This window comes from Prauserella marina (assembly GCF_002240355.1).
Lineage (GTDB): Bacteria > Actinomycetota > Actinomycetes > Mycobacteriales > Pseudonocardiaceae > Prauserella_A > Prauserella_A marina.
Map to the genome: position 1 here is coordinate 3780890 of NZ_CP016353.1, position 16186 is coordinate 3797075.

The 16186-nt window shown below is 69.6% G+C and carries 16 protein-coding genes and 1 pseudogene; 9 read left to right on the forward strand and 8 right to left on the reverse strand.

The window, feature by feature from the left end:
- Positions 1–197: 197 nt before the first annotated feature.
- From BAY61_RS17735 to BAY61_RS17740, 3 genes and pseudogenes are all read right to left on the reverse strand, one after another.
- Complete coding sequence (locus BAY61_RS17735; RefSeq protein WP_211323617.1) at positions 198–1712, reverse strand: FGGY-family carbohydrate kinase; 1515 nt, start codon at positions 1710–1712, stop codon at positions 198–200.
- A 21-nt stretch (positions 1713–1733) separates the two neighbouring features.
- A complete protein-coding gene (locus BAY61_RS34015; protein WP_420848849.1) occupies positions 1734–2021 on the reverse strand; it encodes a carboxypeptidase-like regulatory domain-containing protein in 288 nt (95 codons plus the stop codon).
- Positions 2013–3686, reverse strand: a pseudogene (locus BAY61_RS17740) (MFS transporter); the annotation flags it as partial. The pseudogene BAY61_RS17740 and the gene BAY61_RS34015, both read right to left, overlap by 9 nt.
- Positions 3687–3900: 214 nt before the next feature.
- Here BAY61_RS17740 and BAY61_RS17745 point away from each other — a divergent pair.
- The 8 genes from BAY61_RS17745 (at position 3901) to BAY61_RS17780 (ending at position 11580) form a co-directional block, all read left to right on the forward strand.
- Positions 3901–4563, forward strand: a complete 663-nt coding sequence (locus BAY61_RS17745) for a TetR/AcrR family transcriptional regulator (protein ID WP_091808999.1) — start codon at positions 3901–3903, stop codon at positions 4561–4563.
- Between the two features lie 314 nt (positions 4564–4877).
- On the forward strand, positions 4878–6335 hold the full coding sequence (locus tag BAY61_RS17750; protein ID WP_091808678.1) for a DHA2 family efflux MFS transporter permease subunit: 1458 nt from the start codon (positions 4878–4880) through the stop codon (positions 6333–6335).
- A 92-nt stretch (positions 6336–6427) separates the two neighbouring features.
- Complete coding sequence (locus tag BAY61_RS17755; RefSeq protein ID WP_211323618.1) at positions 6428–6925, forward strand: hypothetical protein; 498 nt, start codon at positions 6428–6430, stop codon at positions 6923–6925.
- Positions 6922–7995, forward strand: coding sequence for a PLP-dependent cysteine synthase family protein (locus BAY61_RS17760; RefSeq protein ID WP_091808679.1), 1074 nt, complete (start codon positions 6922–6924; stop codon positions 7993–7995). The genes BAY61_RS17755 and BAY61_RS17760 overlap by 4 nt, the downstream gene beginning before the upstream one ends.
- A gap of 164 nt (positions 7996–8159) precedes the next feature.
- Entirely contained in the window at positions 8160–8471 is a 312-nt protein-coding gene (locus BAY61_RS17765; protein ID WP_143021420.1) for a hypothetical protein, read from the forward strand.
- 65 nt (positions 8472–8536) lie between these two features.
- A complete protein-coding gene (locus BAY61_RS17770) occupies positions 8537–9580 on the forward strand; it encodes an alpha/beta hydrolase (protein WP_091808683.1) in 1044 nt (347 codons plus the stop codon).
- A gap of 114 nt (positions 9581–9694) precedes the next feature.
- Positions 9695–10096: a hypothetical protein gene (locus BAY61_RS17775; RefSeq protein WP_143021421.1), complete on the forward strand. Its 402-nt coding sequence runs from the start codon at positions 9695–9697 to the stop codon at positions 10094–10096.
- Positions 10097–10287: 191 nt separating this feature from the next.
- Complete coding sequence (locus BAY61_RS17780; protein ID WP_091808687.1) at positions 10288–11580, forward strand: M14 family zinc carboxypeptidase; 1293 nt, start codon at positions 10288–10290, stop codon at positions 11578–11580.
- A gap of 57 nt (positions 11581–11637) precedes the next feature.
- Here the strand turns inward: BAY61_RS17780 and BAY61_RS17785 are convergent, their stop codons facing one another.
- Positions 11638–12114 carry an RrF2 family transcriptional regulator gene (locus BAY61_RS17785; protein ID WP_091808689.1) on the reverse strand — a complete coding sequence of 159 codons (477 nt, stop codon included), beginning with the start codon at positions 12112–12114 and terminating at the stop codon, positions 11638–11640.
- Positions 12115–12182: 68 nt separating this feature from the next.
- Here BAY61_RS17785 and BAY61_RS17790 point away from each other — a divergent pair, with 68 nt between their 5' ends.
- Positions 12183–12941 (forward strand): SDR family oxidoreductase, encoded by a 759-nt coding sequence (locus BAY61_RS17790; RefSeq protein ID WP_091808691.1) that lies wholly within the window; start codon positions 12183–12185, stop codon positions 12939–12941.
- Between the two features lie 21 nt (positions 12942–12962).
- On the opposite strand, the gene BAY61_RS17795 is transcribed toward BAY61_RS17790, so the two are convergent.
- The 4 genes from BAY61_RS17795 to BAY61_RS17810 are packed head-to-tail and all read right to left on the reverse strand — an operon-like array spanning position 12963 to position 16185.
- On the reverse strand, positions 12963–13580 hold the full coding sequence (locus BAY61_RS17795; RefSeq protein WP_091808693.1) for a mycothiol-dependent nitroreductase Rv2466c family protein: 618 nt from the start codon (positions 13578–13580) through the stop codon (positions 12963–12965).
- A 39-nt stretch (positions 13581–13619) separates the two neighbouring features.
- Positions 13620–14003: an ectoine synthase gene (locus tag BAY61_RS17800; RefSeq protein ID WP_091808694.1), complete on the reverse strand. Its 384-nt coding sequence runs from the start codon at positions 14001–14003 to the stop codon at positions 13620–13622.
- A gap of 38 nt (positions 14004–14041) precedes the next feature.
- Positions 14042–15139 (reverse strand): amino acid kinase family protein, encoded by a 1098-nt coding sequence (locus tag BAY61_RS17805; protein WP_170140266.1) that lies wholly within the window; start codon positions 15137–15139, stop codon positions 14042–14044.
- Positions 15136–16185 carry an aspartate-semialdehyde dehydrogenase gene (locus BAY61_RS17810; RefSeq protein ID WP_091808698.1) on the reverse strand — a complete coding sequence of 350 codons (1050 nt, stop codon included), beginning with the start codon at positions 16183–16185 and terminating at the stop codon, positions 15136–15138. The genes BAY61_RS17805 and BAY61_RS17810 overlap by 4 nt, the downstream gene beginning before the upstream one ends.
- Position 16186 lies beyond the last annotated feature (1 nt).

Sequence of the window (16186 nt, forward strand, 5' to 3'; positions counted from 1 at the left end):
CATTCAGGTCACCGAGACCCGCGCTCGGGTCGCCGAGATCCGCGCTCCGAGACCTGGCGCGCGAACGCGACACTCGGCGTGCGGAACGCGGAACTCGCGGTCCCGAACGCAGACCTCGGCATCCGGAACGCGGATCTCGCGAGCCTGAGCGCGGAACTCGGCGTCAGGGACGGGGGACTCGCGCGGGTCCGCGGCACTCAACCGGCGGAAAGGCCGTGCACGACCGGTTTCGTCGCGGGATAGAGATCGAGGTAACCGCGATGAAGTTCGTCGTAGCGCTCGCGCAGAGCGGAATCGGGGACGCGGATCTCGCGCACCGGGTTCCACAGCGCGACGTCGGGCGCGCCGATCGCGCCCGCCGCGAGCAGCGCCGCGCCGTAGCAGGCCCCGATGGTCACCGAGGGGATTTCCTGCTCGATTCCGGTGACGTCGCTGACGATCTGGGTCCACAGCCCGCCCTGGGTTCCGCCACCGACGGCGACGATCCGCTCCAGCCGCGCGTCGGCGTCCCGCATCGCCGCGATGTTGTGCCGCACCCCGTGCGCGGTCGCCTCCAGCGCGGCCCGGTACAGGTCGCCTCGCGTGTGTTCGAGGGTCAGCCCGGCGATGACTCCGCGTGCGAGAGGATCCGCGATCGGCGTGCGCTCGCCCGCGAAGTACGGCAGCATCAGCAACCCGCCAGCCCCCGGTCCCGACCGGCTCGCCTCGGCGAGCAGTTCGGCGTGGGCCGGGCCGCCGAAGAGGCCACGCAGCCATTCGGTCACCGCTCCGGAGGTCGCCATTCCGCCCGCGAGGTTGCGGGTTCCCTCGTAGGCGCCGACGGTGCTCCACAGGCTCGGCATCGTCAGCCTGCGCTCGGTCGTGGCGATGAGGAACATGGTCGTGCCGTACATGATCATCAGGTCGCCCTGGCGCTGCGCGCCGACGCTCACCGCCTCCGACCACGCGTCGATGGTGCCGGTGATCACCGGGGTTCCCGCGGCGAGTCCGGTTTCCCTCGCCGCCGTGGCGGTCACGGTTCCCGCGACGTCGCCGGGCCAGCGCAACGGCGGCAGGTCGAGCCACGGCGCGACCCGCTGGGCCCACGGTTCGTACCATTCGAGTTCCCGCGAGTCGTACAGCGGCACCGACTGGCTCGCCGAGTGATGGTCGAGCACGTATTCGCCGGTGAGCCGGGATACTAGCCAGGAACTGGGAAGGTACAAACGTTTCGCCCTCGCGGCGATGTCCGGTTCGTGCTCGGCGACCCAGGCGAGCTTCGGACCCACGGCCTGGGTGGACAGCAGCGAGCCGCACCGGTCGAGCACGGCCCGCTCACCCAGTTCCTCGCCGAGCGCGGCGATCTGCGCGGTGGCGCGGGTGTCGACGCCGTAGAGGATCGCGGGCCGTAACGGTTCTTCCGTGCCGGGCTCGCCCCCTCCGGTCAGCGCGACGCAGGGACCCATCCCGCTGACGCCGACCGCCCCGACGGCTCCGTTCGACCCGCCGGTTCGCAGGAGTTCGGCAGTGATGCCGGTGAACTCGGCCCACCACACCCGCGGATCCATCTCGACGTGTCCCGGCCGAGGGCGGGACACGGTGTGCTCGCGCACCGCGGTGCGCACCACGGCGCCGCTGTCGCGGTCGACGAGCACGCCTTTGGTACTCGATGTCCCGATGTCGACGCCGATGACCATCGGCTTGGCTGCCGTCACACTCGTCACGGCCGTCATGTCACCACACGAGAGAGCGCGCTACGCGGGCGCCGTCCCCGTCAGGTCGAGGTCCACGGTGACCTGTCCTTCGCCGGTGAGGCTGACCTGCCGCACCGACGGCGCGTACAGGCTGGTGACGACGGTGTACTCGCCGGAGGGAAGGCCCCGCAGTTCGTAGCGGCCGTCGGAACCGGTGACGACGCTGGAAACCTGTTCGCCGTGCGCGCCGGTGACCGTCACGGTCGCGCTCGCGAGCCCGGTGCCGTCGGGTGCGGTGACCCTGCCGTGGATGCGGCCGGTCGCGGTGAGCGTGAAGTCCCTTGCCACACCGGAGCCGTTGAGCGCGATCGACGCCGCCTCCGGTTCGAATCCCTTCGCGGTGGCGACCACCGTGTAGCTGCCGGACCGAAGCCCGGTGACGGCGAACCCGCCGTCGGCGCCGGACCGGGTCCTGCTGATCTGCCTGCCGTCCGGCCCGGTCACGGTGACCACGCCGCCGTCGATCCCGCCGCCGCCGGTTCCCCGCATCGTGCCGGTGAGCGAGCCCGCCGGAGCGGGTTCCTGCTCCACCTCGGCCGGGGCGGGTTTCTTCCTTCCTGGCAAGAACGACGCGACGACGAGCGCGGCGAGCGAAGCAACGGCCGCGATCACGAGCACGACCTGGAAACCGTCCCGCGAGGGCACGGCGGTTCCGCCGACCGTCATGGTCATGCTGGCGAGGATGACCCCGGCGACCGCGCTCGACACCGACGTGCCGATCGAGCGCATGAGTGTGTTGAGACTGTTGGCCGCCGCGGTCTCCGACACCGGAACGGCTCCCATCACCAGCGCGGGCATGGCGCCGTAGGCAAGGCCGATCCCGGCGCCGATGATGCTGGAGGCGATCACGAGCTGCCAGATCTCCGACATCAGCACGAGGGTCAGCGCGTAGCCTGCCGCGACCACGACGGCGCCGGTCATCAGCGTGACCTTCGGGCCCATGGTGCGCGAGATCCTCGCCGAGACCGGCGCCATGGCCATCATGACGAGGCCGTTGGGTGCCATGACCAGTCCCGCGGCGAGGATCGTCTGCCCCATGCCGTATCCGGTCGCCTCGGGCGCCTGCAACAACTGTGGCAGCACCAGCGACATCGCGAACATCGCGAAGCCGAAGACGATGGAGGCGATGTTGGTCAGCAGCACCTGCCTGCGCGCGGTGGTGCGCAGATCCACGAGCGGCTGCCGGGTCCGCAGCTCCCACCATCCCCAGACGAGCAGCACGACGACGGCGCCGCCCAGCAGTCCGAGTGTCAGCTCGCTTCCCCAGCCCCAGTCCGCGCCTTTGGAAATGGCGAGCAACAAGCACAACAGCGCGATCGAAAGGCCCAGCGCTCCCGGGAAGTCGAACCTGCCGCCGGTGCGCACCTTCGACTCGGGAACGACACCGAGCACGAGAGCGGCCGCGATGGCGCCCAGCCCCGCCGATCCCCAGAACAGCATGTGCCAGTCGGCTTTCTCGGCGATGAACGCCGCGGCGGGAAGGCCGAGCGCTCCTCCGACGCCGAGGGACGCGCTCATCAGCGCGGTCGCCCCACCGAGTCGTTCGGGCGGCAGTTCGTCCCTCATGATGCTGATGCCGAGCGGGATGACTCCGGCGGCGAGGCCCTGCAACGTCCTGCCCGCCACCATGGGAGCGAGGGTGTCCGACATCGCGCACAGCACCGATCCCGCGATCAGCATCAGAAGGCTGAACAGCAGCATGCGCCGCTTGCCGTACATGTCGCCGAGCCTGCCGACGGTCGGGGTGGCCACCGCGGCGGCGAGCAGCGTCGCGGTGATTGCCCACGAGGTGTCGGCCGGTGTCGCTCCCAGCAGCGAGGGCAGTTTGGGTACCAGCGGGATGACCAGTGTCTGCATGAGCGAGACGACGATGCCGCCTGAGGCCAGCACCGCCACCACGGCGCCCGGCCGCACCTTGGGCGGCTCCGGCACGCCGTCGACGGCATGGGTCATGAAGGGGGACTCCTGTTTCTTTCGCCAGAGCCGATACATTAAGTCAACTGATTGACTTAACATAGCAGGACGAGGTTGGCCTCCGGAAAGGCCGGGGCGCCGAACCGGGCAGGATGTGCGGAGAAACACCAGGAGAACCGGACATCCGAAACCGTGAGGATGTTCGAGGATGATGCGGTACCGAGCGGACGAGGGACGGGAGGCGGTGACAGCCATGGCGGCCACGCCCCACAAAACACCGGAAAAGGAACAGACGGGAAGGGCACACGCCACCAGAGACCTCATCGTGGCCACCGCCGAGCGGCTGTTCGCCGAGCACGGAGTCAACTCCGTGTCCAACCGCCAGATCGGGGCTGCCGCGGGCCAGGGCAATACGACCGCGGTCAGCTACCACTTCGCCACCAAGGCCGACCTGATCCGCGCGATCCTGCGCAAGCACGACGAACGGATCGACGTCGTGCGCGAGGCCATGGTCGCCGATGCGGCCGGCTCCACCGACGCGCGGGACTGGATCGCCTGCCTCGTCGTACCCCCGGCAACGCACCTCGCCGGACTCGGCACCCCGACCTGGTTCGGCCGGTTCGGCGCCCAGGTGGCGACCGACCCCGCCCACCGGCGGATCCTGCGGGAGGAATCGTTCAACTCCCCCTCGACGATGCGCGCGGTGACCGAACTCGACGCGTGCGTTTCCGGGCTGCCGCCCCGGGTTCAGCTCGAACGGCGGGACATGGCACGCCAGCTCATGGTGCACGGGATCGCCGAGCGGGAGCGCGCCCTGGCCGAGGGCACCGCGACGCCGAGGAACAGCTGGGCGGAAGCGGCGAACGGGCTCACCGACGCGCTCGTCGGGCTGTGGCTGGCACCGGTCACCGGCTGACCTCCGCGCGCGCCGGTCCGTCCACACCGGACTCGGCGAGGACACGGCCATCGGGCCTGGCGTTTCCGCGCTTCGAAGCACCCGGCGCCGCGAATAATCGCGAGAAACTGTCGGTTCCCCCGACTACACTGATCAAGGTGGCTGCATTGTGGCCATCCCGCCGCCACCGCAGTCGGCGCCGACACACGTCGGCAAGGATCGGCCTTCCACTTCTGGTGCCAACACATCAGCAGGCAGCGCCAGCGCGCGATGCCGGAGGCGGCCTTGCCGAGCCCGGCCCGCACTCCGATTCCGCCCCTGTGAGGTAGTTTTCCATGATCGACACCGCGAGCGCGACGCCCGCGGCCTCCGACCCCAGACCCGCGCCCGCGCGAGCGGGCATGCTCATCGGCGTGCTGGTGGCCTCGGCCTTCGTCATGATTCTGAACGAGACGATCCTCAGCGTCGCCCTGCGCGACCTGACCGTCGACCTGGGTGTCTCCACCACCACCGTGCAGTGGCTGACCAGTGGGTTCCTGCTGACGATGGCCGTGGTCATCCCGACGACCGGATTCCTGCTCGAACGCTTCACCCCCCGGCAGGTCTTCATCGTCTCGCTCACCCTGTTCAGCGTCGGCACGTTCGTGAGCGCCATCGCCCCCGGATTCGCGGTACTCCTGGTGGGGCGCGTCATCCAGGCCTGCGGCACCGCGGTGATGCTGCCGCTGCTGATGACCACGGTGATGCGGCTCGTGCCGCAGGAGCGGCGCGGCGCCACGATGGGCACGATCACCATCGTCATCGCGGTCGCGCCCGCGCTCGGCCCCACCATCGGCGGCGCCGTGCTGTCGGGACTGGGCTGGCGGTGGATGTTCTGGATCGTGCTCCCGCTCGCCATCGCCGCCCTGTTCATCGGCGCGACCTGGCTGCGGCTGGACAGCAAGACCAGGTCGGTACCGCTCGACGTGGTCTCGGTGCTGCTCTCGGCCCTCGGATTCGGCGGGCTGCTCTACGGCCTCGCCTCGATCGGCGAGGGAGGCGGCGGTGAGCACCTCGTCCCGCCATGGGCTCCCATCGTGGGCGGCGCTGCCGCGCTCGCCGTCTTCGTCTGGCGGCAGCTTCGCCTGCAACGCGGCGACAGGGCCCTGCTGGACCTGCGGCCGTTCACGCACCGCAGCTTCACGGTGGCATTGAGCCTGACGGCGCTGCTGTTCATGTGCCTGCTGGGTGTCGCGTCGATCATGCTGCCGCTGTACCTGCAAACCGTGCTCGACACCGGCACGTTCGTCAGCGGGCTCGCCGTGCTGCCGGGAGGTCTGATTCTCGGACTGCTCGGCCGCCCTGTCGGTTCGCTGTTCGACCGCTATGGGGCACGCCCGCTCGTCGTTCCCGGCGCGATCGCGATGGCGACGGCGCTGTGGCTGTTCACCCTGCTGGGCCCCGGCTCACCGCTGGCGGCCGCCATCGCGATCCACATCCTGCTGATGGCGGGACTCGGCCTGATGATGACGCCGCTGATGACCGAGGCGCTGGGCTCGCTGCCCGATCAGCTCTACTCCCACGGCAGCGCCATCCTCGCGACCCTGCAACAGGTGGCCGGTGCCATCGGCACGGCGGTGTTCGTGTCGGTCGCCGCGCTCGGCAGCGCGCCGGGAGCGGGTGCTCCCGACGCCGGCGGTCTGCGGGCCGCGTTCCTCGTCGCGGGTGGCATCGGCACGATCGCCGTGCTCATCTCGCTACTGGTACGCAAGCCCTCGGTCACGAAGGAACCGGAAAAGGCACTCGTGGCCTGACCCGTTCGCGGAGAGACCGGCAGGCTACTTGACACATCCTGTCAAGTAGCCTGCTAGGCTCGCCGGTGACCCGGCACGAGAGGCGGATACCGGTGAACACACGCGCCCTGCCCGAACCCGGCACGTCGACGGCGACGCACACCGCGATCGCGAGACAGCTGACCGAGGACGCGGCGACGGCGTTGCTCGACCCGCTCGACACGTTGCTCGGCCGCGAAGGCCCGTCAGCGGAGGTCACCGCGCTGCGAAACCGGCTGTCGGCCGACGCTGAGATGTGGGCGGCGCAGGTGACCGGCGCGGACGAACGACTCGCCGAGGACACGATGTCGAGAATCGTCTCGGCGCTCTACCTGCACGGCACGGACTTCGATCCGCCCGCGGCCTGGTGGGCCTCCCCGTTCGGCAGGCTCGTCGCGCGCCGCTTCGGGCATCCCACGGCGACGGCCGTCCCGCTGACCGTCGCGGCCGCCATGCTCGGCATCACCCGGCAGGGCGTTCACGATCTGGTCAACCGCGGCAAGCTGCACCGGGAGCCCGGCGGCCATGGCGTTCTCGTCAGCTCCGTCAGGCAGCGACTGAATCCGGCGTGAGTGATTCCTGGCGCGAGCGGGCGTTGGCGGCACTGAGCGCCGAGCGGATCGCGCGGCACCCCACCCCGCTGCGCCGCTACCCGCTCCCCCTCGACTGGCCGGTCTCGCTCTACGTCAAGGACGAGACCACGCAGCCGACCGGAAGCCTCAAGCATCCCTTCGCCCGCGACCTCATCGCCGACGCCATCGAGGCGGGAAAAGTCGGCGCCACGACCCGGCTCATCGAGGCGAGCAGCGGCAACATGGCCGTCGCGTCGGCCTACTTCGCCCTGCTGCTCGGGCTGCCATTCACCGCGGTCGTCCCGCACACGACCGGCGCCGCCAAACTGGCGAGGATCGAGAAGTACGGCGGCACTCCGCACCGGGTCGACCCTCCGCTCGCCGTCTACGAACGCGCCGCGGAACTCGCGAGCGAGACCGGCGGGCACTATCTCGATCATCTCGGCACCATCGCCGACAGCGTCGACGCACGGCTCGCCGATCGCGATCACGGCCTCGCCCCCGCGATTCTCGCCGGCCTGCCGGAGGGGACTCCGCCGGAGTGGATCGTCGTCGGCGTCGGCAGCGGCGCCTGTTCCCGGGCGGTCGGCGGGTATCTGCGGCGGCACGGCTACCCGACCAAGGTGGCCGTGGTCGATCCGGAACACTCGGCCTACTTTCCAGGCTGGGCCACCGGCTGCGCCGACTACGCCACCGGAATGCCGACCAGAATCGAGGGAATCGGGCGCCCTCGCATGGAACCGGCTTTCGATCCCGCCGTGGTCGATCTGGTGATCCCGGTTCCCGACGCGGCGAGTGTCGCAGCCATGCGCCACCTCGCGGCGACGGCGGGGCTGCGCGCCGGCCCCTCGACGGGGGCCGCGTTCTGGGGTTCCTGCCATCTGCTGCACAGGATGCGGCAGTACGGGACGCGTGGCTCCGTCGTGATGGTCGCCGCCGACGCCGCCGATGCCTACACCGGCACCTACTACGACGACGCGTGGACGATGGCGAAAGGCTGGGACCTGGCAACCCCGGCCGCCGCGCTCAGCCGGTTCCCGCGCACCGGGGCGTGGCCGGACCAAGGCTGATCCGCGTCGCGTCCACTGTGGATCGCCGAGCCGCTGTCACCGGGATGACACCGCGTTGCCACCCGCGCGCGCGACGGTGGGCTCACCGTGGGGAAACACTGTGGGGACCCCGGAACCGGAAGCGGGTAAGCGTGTTTTTCAATAACTTGGCGAAAATCGCGATCGTGGCGTTCGCGGCGGTGTATCTCGGTTCGCTGGGTGCGGGATCGGCGAAGGCCGAATCCTCGCGCGCCACCCAACCCGCTGCCGCGCCGGTGGTGTGCCAGCCGTGGGAATCGCCCCACGTGACCACCTCGTCGCTGGTGCCGCTCTTTCGCTACGAGGGCCCGGTGCCGAACGGGCGCATGGTCGAGACCGGCGGTCGCTTCGGTGGCGAATTCTGCGTGTCGATGAGCTGGAGCAGCCCGCAGCAGGGTCAGTTCTATCAGCGCTCGGACGGCCAGTGGGTCAGGGCGGCCGACGCCCGCCCACTCTGACGGCGTTCCCGCTCCGCTCCTTCCGGGAGCGGGGATCTCGGCGACTTGGGTGCGAGACTCACCTGATGAAGCGGAAAGCGGCAACGTTACTGGGTCTTGCGGCGGCGACGGCGGTCATCGGCGGGCGGATCCCTCGCACGCGACAACGCCTCGCCGCCGTGGCACCGGACCTGCGAGGCCCCGCGTTGTTGTGGCTACCCTTCGAACTGAGGTCACGCACCCTGCTGCGACTGCTGCGGCTGGCTCCGGCACCGGCGACGCCGCTGGTTCCCGGGGTGAGCGTGTCCCGGCGAGACACCGGCGACGGCGCGGAAAGCGGCACAGGTATCCACGTCTACGAACCGGCCGACCGGACTCGCCCCTCCGGCGCGCTGCTCTGGTTGCACGGCGGGGGCTACGTCATGGGATCTCCGGTCAGCGACCACACGCTGTGCGGCCGGTTCGCGGCGGAACTGGGAATCCTCGTCGTGAGCGTCGACTACCGCCTCGCTCCCGAACACCCCTTCCCCGAAGGGCTCGACGACGCCGTCACCGTGCTCCGGTGGTCGCGCCGCCACGCGGGCGAGCTGGGTATCGACCCGGAGCGGGTCGCCGTCGGAGGTGAAAGCGCGGGTGGCGGCCTCGCCGCGGCGCTTGCCCAGCGAGCACACGACGAGGGCGATCTTTCGCCGTGCTTCCAGTTGCTGGTCTATCCGATGCTCGACGACCGGACCGCGCTCGACGCCGCGCGTGAGCCCACCTTGGTCTGGTCCCCCTCGGCCAACCGGTTCGGCTGGAGCTCCTACCTCGGCCACCCGCTTTCGGCTGGGGAGACCCGCCCCTACGCGGTTCCCGCGAGGCGCGCGGATCTCGGCGGTCTCGCACCGGCGTGGATCGGGGTCGGCGATCTCGATCTCTTCCACGACGAAGACGTCGACTACGCCCACCGGCTCGGTGAGGCCGGGGTGGACTGCCTGCTGGAGGTCGTGCCGGGGATGTACCACGGCGCGTTGTCGCTGGTGCCCGGCGCGCCCTCGGTCACGGCGTTTCGGGCCAGCGCGATCCGTGCACTGGGCGCGGCGGTGAACCCGCCACCGCCCGTCAGCCAATCAGCAATTTGCAAGACATGAACCCGATTCCAATGCGAACATGGCCTGGACGTCGGGGTTCTCGTGGTCACACAATCAGGTGGTAGTTTGCAATTTGCGGTGTGAACCGCGCCTGGCAACCGTTAGACAAGCTGGGTGCCGATCAGTTCCGCGTCAACCAGGGAGGCCATGTTGTCCGGTGTCGCCGAAGCCGGGGATCAGGCCATCCGCCGCGGTACGGCCGGCGACGCGGAGAACACCCCCGCGCTACGCGAGCTCTACGATCAGCTCGCGGGCACGATGTGCGCCGTCATGGGCTCCACGGACGTCGTCGAAGAGCTGGGCAGGCTCCGCAGCGCGCTCACGGCCGCCGCGCCGGCATTGCGCGCCGTCTCCCCCGACGTGCTCGACACGATCCAGGAGGGGCTCGCCCAGCCCGACCCCAGAGTGCTGATGAGCGCGCTGATCGCCGCACGGCGCCTGCTGTGCCGGGTACTGACCCCGCAGCGCTGGGGAAACCGGCTCACCGCCGCGGAGCAGATCCTGTGGGCACGGTGAGGCGTTCCGGTTCCGCGCGCAACGCCGGACGTTGTGGGCCGGGCACGTGGAATTCGGCCGGATTCGGCGCTGGGGACTTTTCACCGAACTAGTTAGCCGCTATAACTAACGATCACGGTGGCGCCACCTCGACACCACAGCCAGAAACCCGTGCCACGGCACGGGTTCTTCGCAGAGTCCGAGGAGTTGCCGTGCCCGCACCACGACGTTCGTGGCTGGCCGTCGTCACCGGGGCGAGCGTGCTCGCACTGGTGGCCGCGACCACCCCGGCCGTGGCTCAGCCCGCCCCGCAAGCGGCCCCCGCCACGGAGCAATGCAGTGACGAGCCACGGGACCTGCCCGTTCACGAGTTCACCGACCACCGCGAACTCGGCGTCGAACTCGCCCGCATCGAGCGGGTCAGCGACGGCGCCGTCGACGTGACCGAGGTAGGCAGAAGCAACAGGGGTAAGGAAGTCTGGTCGGCCCGCGTCGGGACCGGCCCCAAGGCCGTGCTGATCACCAGCGAGATCCACGGCAACGAGAAGACCGGCACCGACGCGATCCTCCAGCTGCTCGACTGGGTCGGAACCAGTGACACCGCGAAGGCGAAGCGGTGGCGCTCCGAGCTGACGATCGTGGCCGTCCCGAAGATGAACCCCGACGGCGCCGAACTCGACCGGCGTGGCAACGACATGACGTGGGACGAGGTGACCGCCAGGTTCCCGCAGCTACGCGGAAGCGAACCGGCGTGGAACTACTACACCGAACCCCGGCAGGGCGACGATTACTCGCAACTACCCGGATTCGACGTCAACAGGGACTACAACCCCGATCTGTCCTATGAGCCCAAGGCCGAGGACTTCCCCGGTTCCTCCGCGGACACCGGCTGGTACATCACGCCGGAATCGCGCACGGTCCGCGACGTGTACAAGGGACTGGTCGCCGAGTTCGGCAAGGTCGACACCTACGTCGACCTGCACCACCAGGGCGCCTGCTATGTGATGCCGGACGACCCGAGCCGGTTCGTGACCATGTCCATCTCCGGCAAGTTCGTCGACGACCCGGCCACGATGCCGGGATACGAGCAGTACGCCGAGGACTACGACCTCGACTACTCCAAGCGGCTCAACGTCGCGATCTACAACGCGTTGCAGGGAAGGGCCAACGGCAACCCGCTGTTCGGCAACATCACCCTGTATCCCCAGGACACCAACCTGCCGGGAACCGGCCTCGGTTCCTTCGCGCTCAACGGCAGCGGCGCGGTGCTGTTCGAGGTACGCGGCCAGACCCAGACGCTGGGCCAGAAGTACCGCGCCCAGCTGACCAGGACCGTCTACATCGGATTGGAAGGGATGCTGTCCTCGCTCGCCAGCGGTCAGGTGGATCACCTCGATCCCGCCGTCTACGACACCATCCCACCACGGGGTCCCAGCATCGGCAGCAGCGGCACGGACACCCGCACCGCGGCAGCCGAGGCGAATCCGGAAGTGCTGGAAAACTAACCGCACCGACAGCGAAGGCGGGGGTGGCCACCGATGTGGCCACCCCCGCCTCGCCTGTCATTCCCCGCCGCCGCGCGACAGCAACCGGCGGGTTCGCTGGGGAATCTCCGGTGGAAGCGTGCCGACGAGTTCCGCGACGGTGACCGCCGCCAGACTCGCCCGCCATGCCTCGTGCGCCGCGCGCATCGTCGTGGCCAGCACGCAGGGTTCCAGGCAGTCGGCCGCGGGTACCGCTCCGCGTCCCTGCTGCCGGATCTCCCTGCACTGATAGGGATCGCCGCGCCCGTCGATGGCCTCGACGATGTCGAGGACGGTGATCCGCGTGGCGGGCAGCGCGAGCCGGAAACCGCCCCGGGGTCCCGTCGTTCCCGAGAGCACCCCTGCCTTGACCAGGTGAGCGAGCTGCTTGGCCAGATAGGGCACCGGAAGACCGAAGTGTTCGGCGAGCTGGCTCGTGCTGACGGGCTCGCCGCCGAGTTGCGCGAGCGCGGTGGTGCAGTGCAGGGCCCATTCGGTGCTCTCGGGCAGCTTCATACCCTCAGCATATAGCTGCTATTGTGGATCCGTTAAGTCGGCAATAGCGCGGGAGCAGAGGAGCTGTCATGCGAGTCGCGGTCATCGGAGCCACCGGACGGATCGGAGCGCTCACCACCGAAGCCCTCGTCGCGGCGGGACACGACGTCGTGCCGGTCAGCAGAAGTCATGGCATCGACGTGCGTGAGGGAACAGGCCTCCGCTCCGCGCTCGACGGCGCGGAGGCGGTGATCGACACGACCAACAGCACCGCGACCGACGAGGCCGAAACCGTCGGGTTCTTCACCACGACGACACGGAACCTGCTTGCCGCGGAACGCGAAGCCGGGGTAAGGCACCACGTGGTGCTGTCGATCGCCGGTGTCGGCAACGTCGGCGGGAACGCGCACTACGCGGGCAAACGCGCTCAGGAGGCCGAGGTCGCCTCGGGCGGCGTTCCCTGCACGATCGTTCCCGCGACCCAGTTCCACGACTTCGCGGCGATGGTCGCGTCGTGGACCGAGGCCGATGGCGTCGCGCGGATCGCGCCATTGCTGGTGCAGCCGATCGCTCCAGTCGACGTCGCCGCAATTCTGGCCAGGGTCGCCACCGGCGCGCCCCAGGGACGGCATGCCGACGTCGCGGGTCCCGGTACACAGGACCTGGTGGACATGGCACGGCGCACCTACGCGGCGCGCGGCCGGTCCATCACACTGGTGCCGACCTGGCACACCGGAATCTTCGACGTCACGATGGCCGGGGACGTACTTCTTCCCGCGCCCGGCGCGGAGATCGCGCCGACCTCATTCGACACCTGGCTGGACGACGAGAAGCGCGCCCGGCGGTGACGGTATGTCCACAACGGACTCTCAGCGGCCGATCTTGAGCTCGCGAAATTCCGGCAGCGCGGCGAGCCTGAGCGTCGCGTGCCACAGGTCGAGCGCACCGGTCCCGTCCGGTACTGCCGTGATGACGGGACCGAAGGCGGTGTGCCGAGCCCCTTCCGGCGTCGTGATCGACAGGATGGGCGTGCCCACCTCGGCTTGAATCCGGCTGACGCCCTCCTCGTGGGAGGCCCGCAGTTCGGCGTCGTATCCGGTGGAGAAACCGGACTCCACAAGGCTTTCCGGGAGGTCGCAGCGGCGAAGGGCGTCGGCGATGTCGCCGAACCATTCCCGGTCGGTCCCGTCGGGATCGGTCCACAACGCGGTGTGGAACTCGCCGAGCGCGGCGTGGCCGTGCCCGGTCTGCACGGCGGCGGCGATGCGGGCCGGAATCCACAGGAACCCGTCCTCGTCGCCCTCGGGGTCGACGTCCTTGCCCTCGTTGAGAATCGACAGGCTCATCACCCGCCAGCGAATGTCGAGCGGGATCTCGTCCGCGACCGTCACGAGCCATCGTGCCGTGACGCGGGTGAGCGGGCAGGCCGGGTCGAGCCAGAAGTCGGCGGCCCACCGGGGTGAGTCTCCGGCGGTGCTGGTCGTCATGGTTTCCATCCTGCCACCACGAGACAGCGCCGGGCCTGGTCATCCGGCGGCGGGGTAGGCGCCGTTCTCGTCGTGTGACTCCGCGCCGACGAGTGCCGGGGTGAACACGCAGATGATGCGCAGGTCGGTGACCGCTCGCAGCAGGTGCCGGTCGTGGCCGTCAAGGACGTACATCGTTCCCGGTGAGACATCGTGGGACCGGCCGCTGCCGAGATCGACCACCACACCCTGGCCCTCGACGCAGAATACCGATTCGCTGTGATGCGCGTACTGGATCAGCAGTTCGGTACCCGCGTAGATGGTCGAGTCGTGGAACGAGTAACCGAGCCCTGCCCCCGCGAGCAGCAGCCGGATGCTGCGCCAGCCGGGCCCGTGCACGTCACCGGCCGTTCCGATCGTGTCCGCGAGACTCGTGACATACATGACGCGTCATCCTTTCGTTGCTCCGGTTACCGCCAGGGTCACGAGGGCGCGAGCGAGGGCAACAGGCGCCCGTGAAGCGAGCGCGCCAGCGCGACACCGGCCGCCTCGTCGTCGGCGAGGTGGACCTCGACCCGCTCGCCCTCGATCCCGACAACCGGTATTCCCGCCGGGCCGCCCAGCGCGACCCCGCGGCGCTCGCACACCTCGCCGAGATCGACGTAGCCGCCGATCACCAGCACGACCGGTCCTTTCCTGGTATGTGCGGCCAGCGCGTTGATTCCCTCCGCCGCGAGTTGCGCCGCGGTCTCCTCGGCCGAGGAGACGCTCGGGCTGGTGAAAGCACGTGACAGCCGGTTGAGCACGACCGCGCCGGGCTCCTCGGCGGAGTCGATGCCCCCGATCACCGACCCTCGCCGGTAGGGCGGGGTGTTGGCCGCGCAGACGATCCGAAGACCATGGCGCGCGGCGAGGCGCACCGCCTCGGGGTGCAGTACCTTCGCGCCGTAGCGGGTGAGCCGCTGAGCCAGCGGGTAGGCGACCTCGCCGAGCAACCGGCTTTCCTCCACCACCCTGGGGTCGCAGCTGTACACACCGTCGACGTCGGAGAAGATCTCGCAGTGGGCGGCGCCAGTCGCGACGGCGGCGGCCACGGCTGACAGATCCGAGCTGTTCTTGCCCAGCCACGTGGGGCGTCCGCTCTCGTCGCCGGCCTGCCCGCCGGGTAGGACGACACAGCTGCCGCGACGCAACGCATCCCGCAGTGGTGCCGGGTCGATGCCGCTGAGCGTTGCCCACAGCGGGGATCCTCTTGTCGTGAATCCGGTCGCCTGACCGGTCAGCACCTCGGCCACCCGCCCCTCGGCGTCGAGCGCGGCCGCCAGCAGCAGGGCGCTCATCGTGTCGGCCATGGGCAACAGGCTCACCAGCGCGTTTTGCCCTGGGACCGCGCACGCGGCGTGCACCCGTTGCCTGAGCCGCTCGGTGTCACCCGGCATCGCGCTGACGACGACGACCTGACCTTCGCCTGATTCGGCCGCCCTGCGCCGGATCATCGCGGCGACCTCGCGGTAGCGCGACGGCGTCGCGAACGTCGAGCCGCCGAACTTCAGCACGCTGACCGCGCTTCCTGGGTTCACAGCTTGCCTTTCTCGCGGAGCAGTTCGGCGATCTGGATGGCGTTGAGCGCGGCACCGATCCGGAGGTTGTCGGCCACGAGCCACAACCAGACGCCGCATCCGTCCTCGGAAACCCTGATCCTGCCGACGTGGACGCGGTCCGGATCGCCGTTGTGTCTCGGCGTCGGCGTGCTGACCGGGTCGGTCGATTCGTGCACGACGACGTCCGGCTGGGCGGCCAGTTCCGCGATCACCGCCTCGCGTTCGGCAGGCCGCCGGGTGCGGATCCACACCGCTTCGCTGTGCCCGTTGACGACGGGAACCCGGACACAGGTGGCCGTGACATCGAGTTCCGGTGAGGCGAGGATCTTCGCCGATTCCTGGGCCATCTTGCGTTCCTCCACGGTGCCTCCGTCGTCGAGGACCGTGTCGATGAACGGGATCACGTTGAAGGCCAGCCCCGGCGGGAACTCCTTGACCGGTACCGAATACGGCGGGCCCGCGAGCTGCGATCGGGCGTCCTCGCGCAACTCCCCGATTCCGGAGTAGCCACCGCCCGAGGCCGCCTGGTAGGTGCTAACGACGACCTGCTCGGCTCCCCACTCGCGTAGTACCGGTCGCAGCACCCTGACCAGCGGGATGGTGGAGCAGTTCGGATTGGCGACGATCCCGCTGGCCGGCCGCCGGTCCAGTACCGAGGCGTTCACCTGTGGAACGACAAGCGGTGTGTCAGGGTCCATCCGGAACGCCGCGGTGTTGTCGATCACCAGCGCGCCCTCGGCCGAGGCACGGGGTGCCCAGATCCGGCTCAGTGCCGTGCCCGCGGAGAAGAAAGCCACGTCGACGGAGCCAAAATCGACGTCGTCGATCTCGCGCACCACGAGTTCGGCGCCGCCGAACTCGACGGTCCTGCCTGCCGAGCGCGGCGAGGCCACCAGTTCGAAGGACGCGTAGTCGAAGCCGCGTTCCTCGACGAGCTGGAGCAGGGACATACCAACGGCACCGGTCGCGCCGACGACGGCGACGCGGGGCGCGTCGCTCGCGTGCTGGGGACGATCACTGGCCATT

Coding starts and splice junctions, on each gene's coding strand:
- BAY61_RS17795 (WP_091808693.1), bottom strand. CDS start 13,580: ATGACGACCAGCACCGCCGGAGACTCACCCCGGTGGGCCGCCGACTTC.
- BAY61_RS17770 (WP_091808683.1), top strand. CDS start 8,537: ATGAAGCGGAAAGCGGCAACGTTACTGGGTCTTGCGGCGGCGACGGCG.
- BAY61_RS17750 (WP_091808678.1), top strand. CDS start 4,878: ATGATCGACACCGCGAGCGCGACGCCCGCGGCCTCCGACCCCAGACCC.
- BAY61_RS17790 (WP_091808691.1), top strand. CDS start 12,183: ATGCGAGTCGCGGTCATCGGAGCCACCGGACGGATCGGAGCGCTCACC.
- BAY61_RS17785 (WP_091808689.1), bottom strand. CDS start 12,114: ATGAAGCTGCCCGAGAGCACCGAATGGGCCCTGCACTGCACCACCGCG.
- BAY61_RS17735 (WP_211323617.1), bottom strand. CDS start 1,712: ATGACGGCCGTGACGAGTGTGACGGCAGCCAAGCCGATGGTCATCGGC.
- BAY61_RS17745 (WP_091808999.1), top strand. CDS start 3,901: ATGGCGGCCACGCCCCACAAAACACCGGAAAAGGAACAGACGGGAAGG.
- BAY61_RS17800 (WP_091808694.1), bottom strand. CDS start 14,003: ATGTATGTCACGAGTCTCGCGGACACGATCGGAACGGCCGGTGACGTG.
- BAY61_RS17810 (WP_091808698.1), bottom strand. CDS start 16,185: ATGGCCAGTGATCGTCCCCAGCACGCGAGCGACGCGCCCCGCGTCGCC.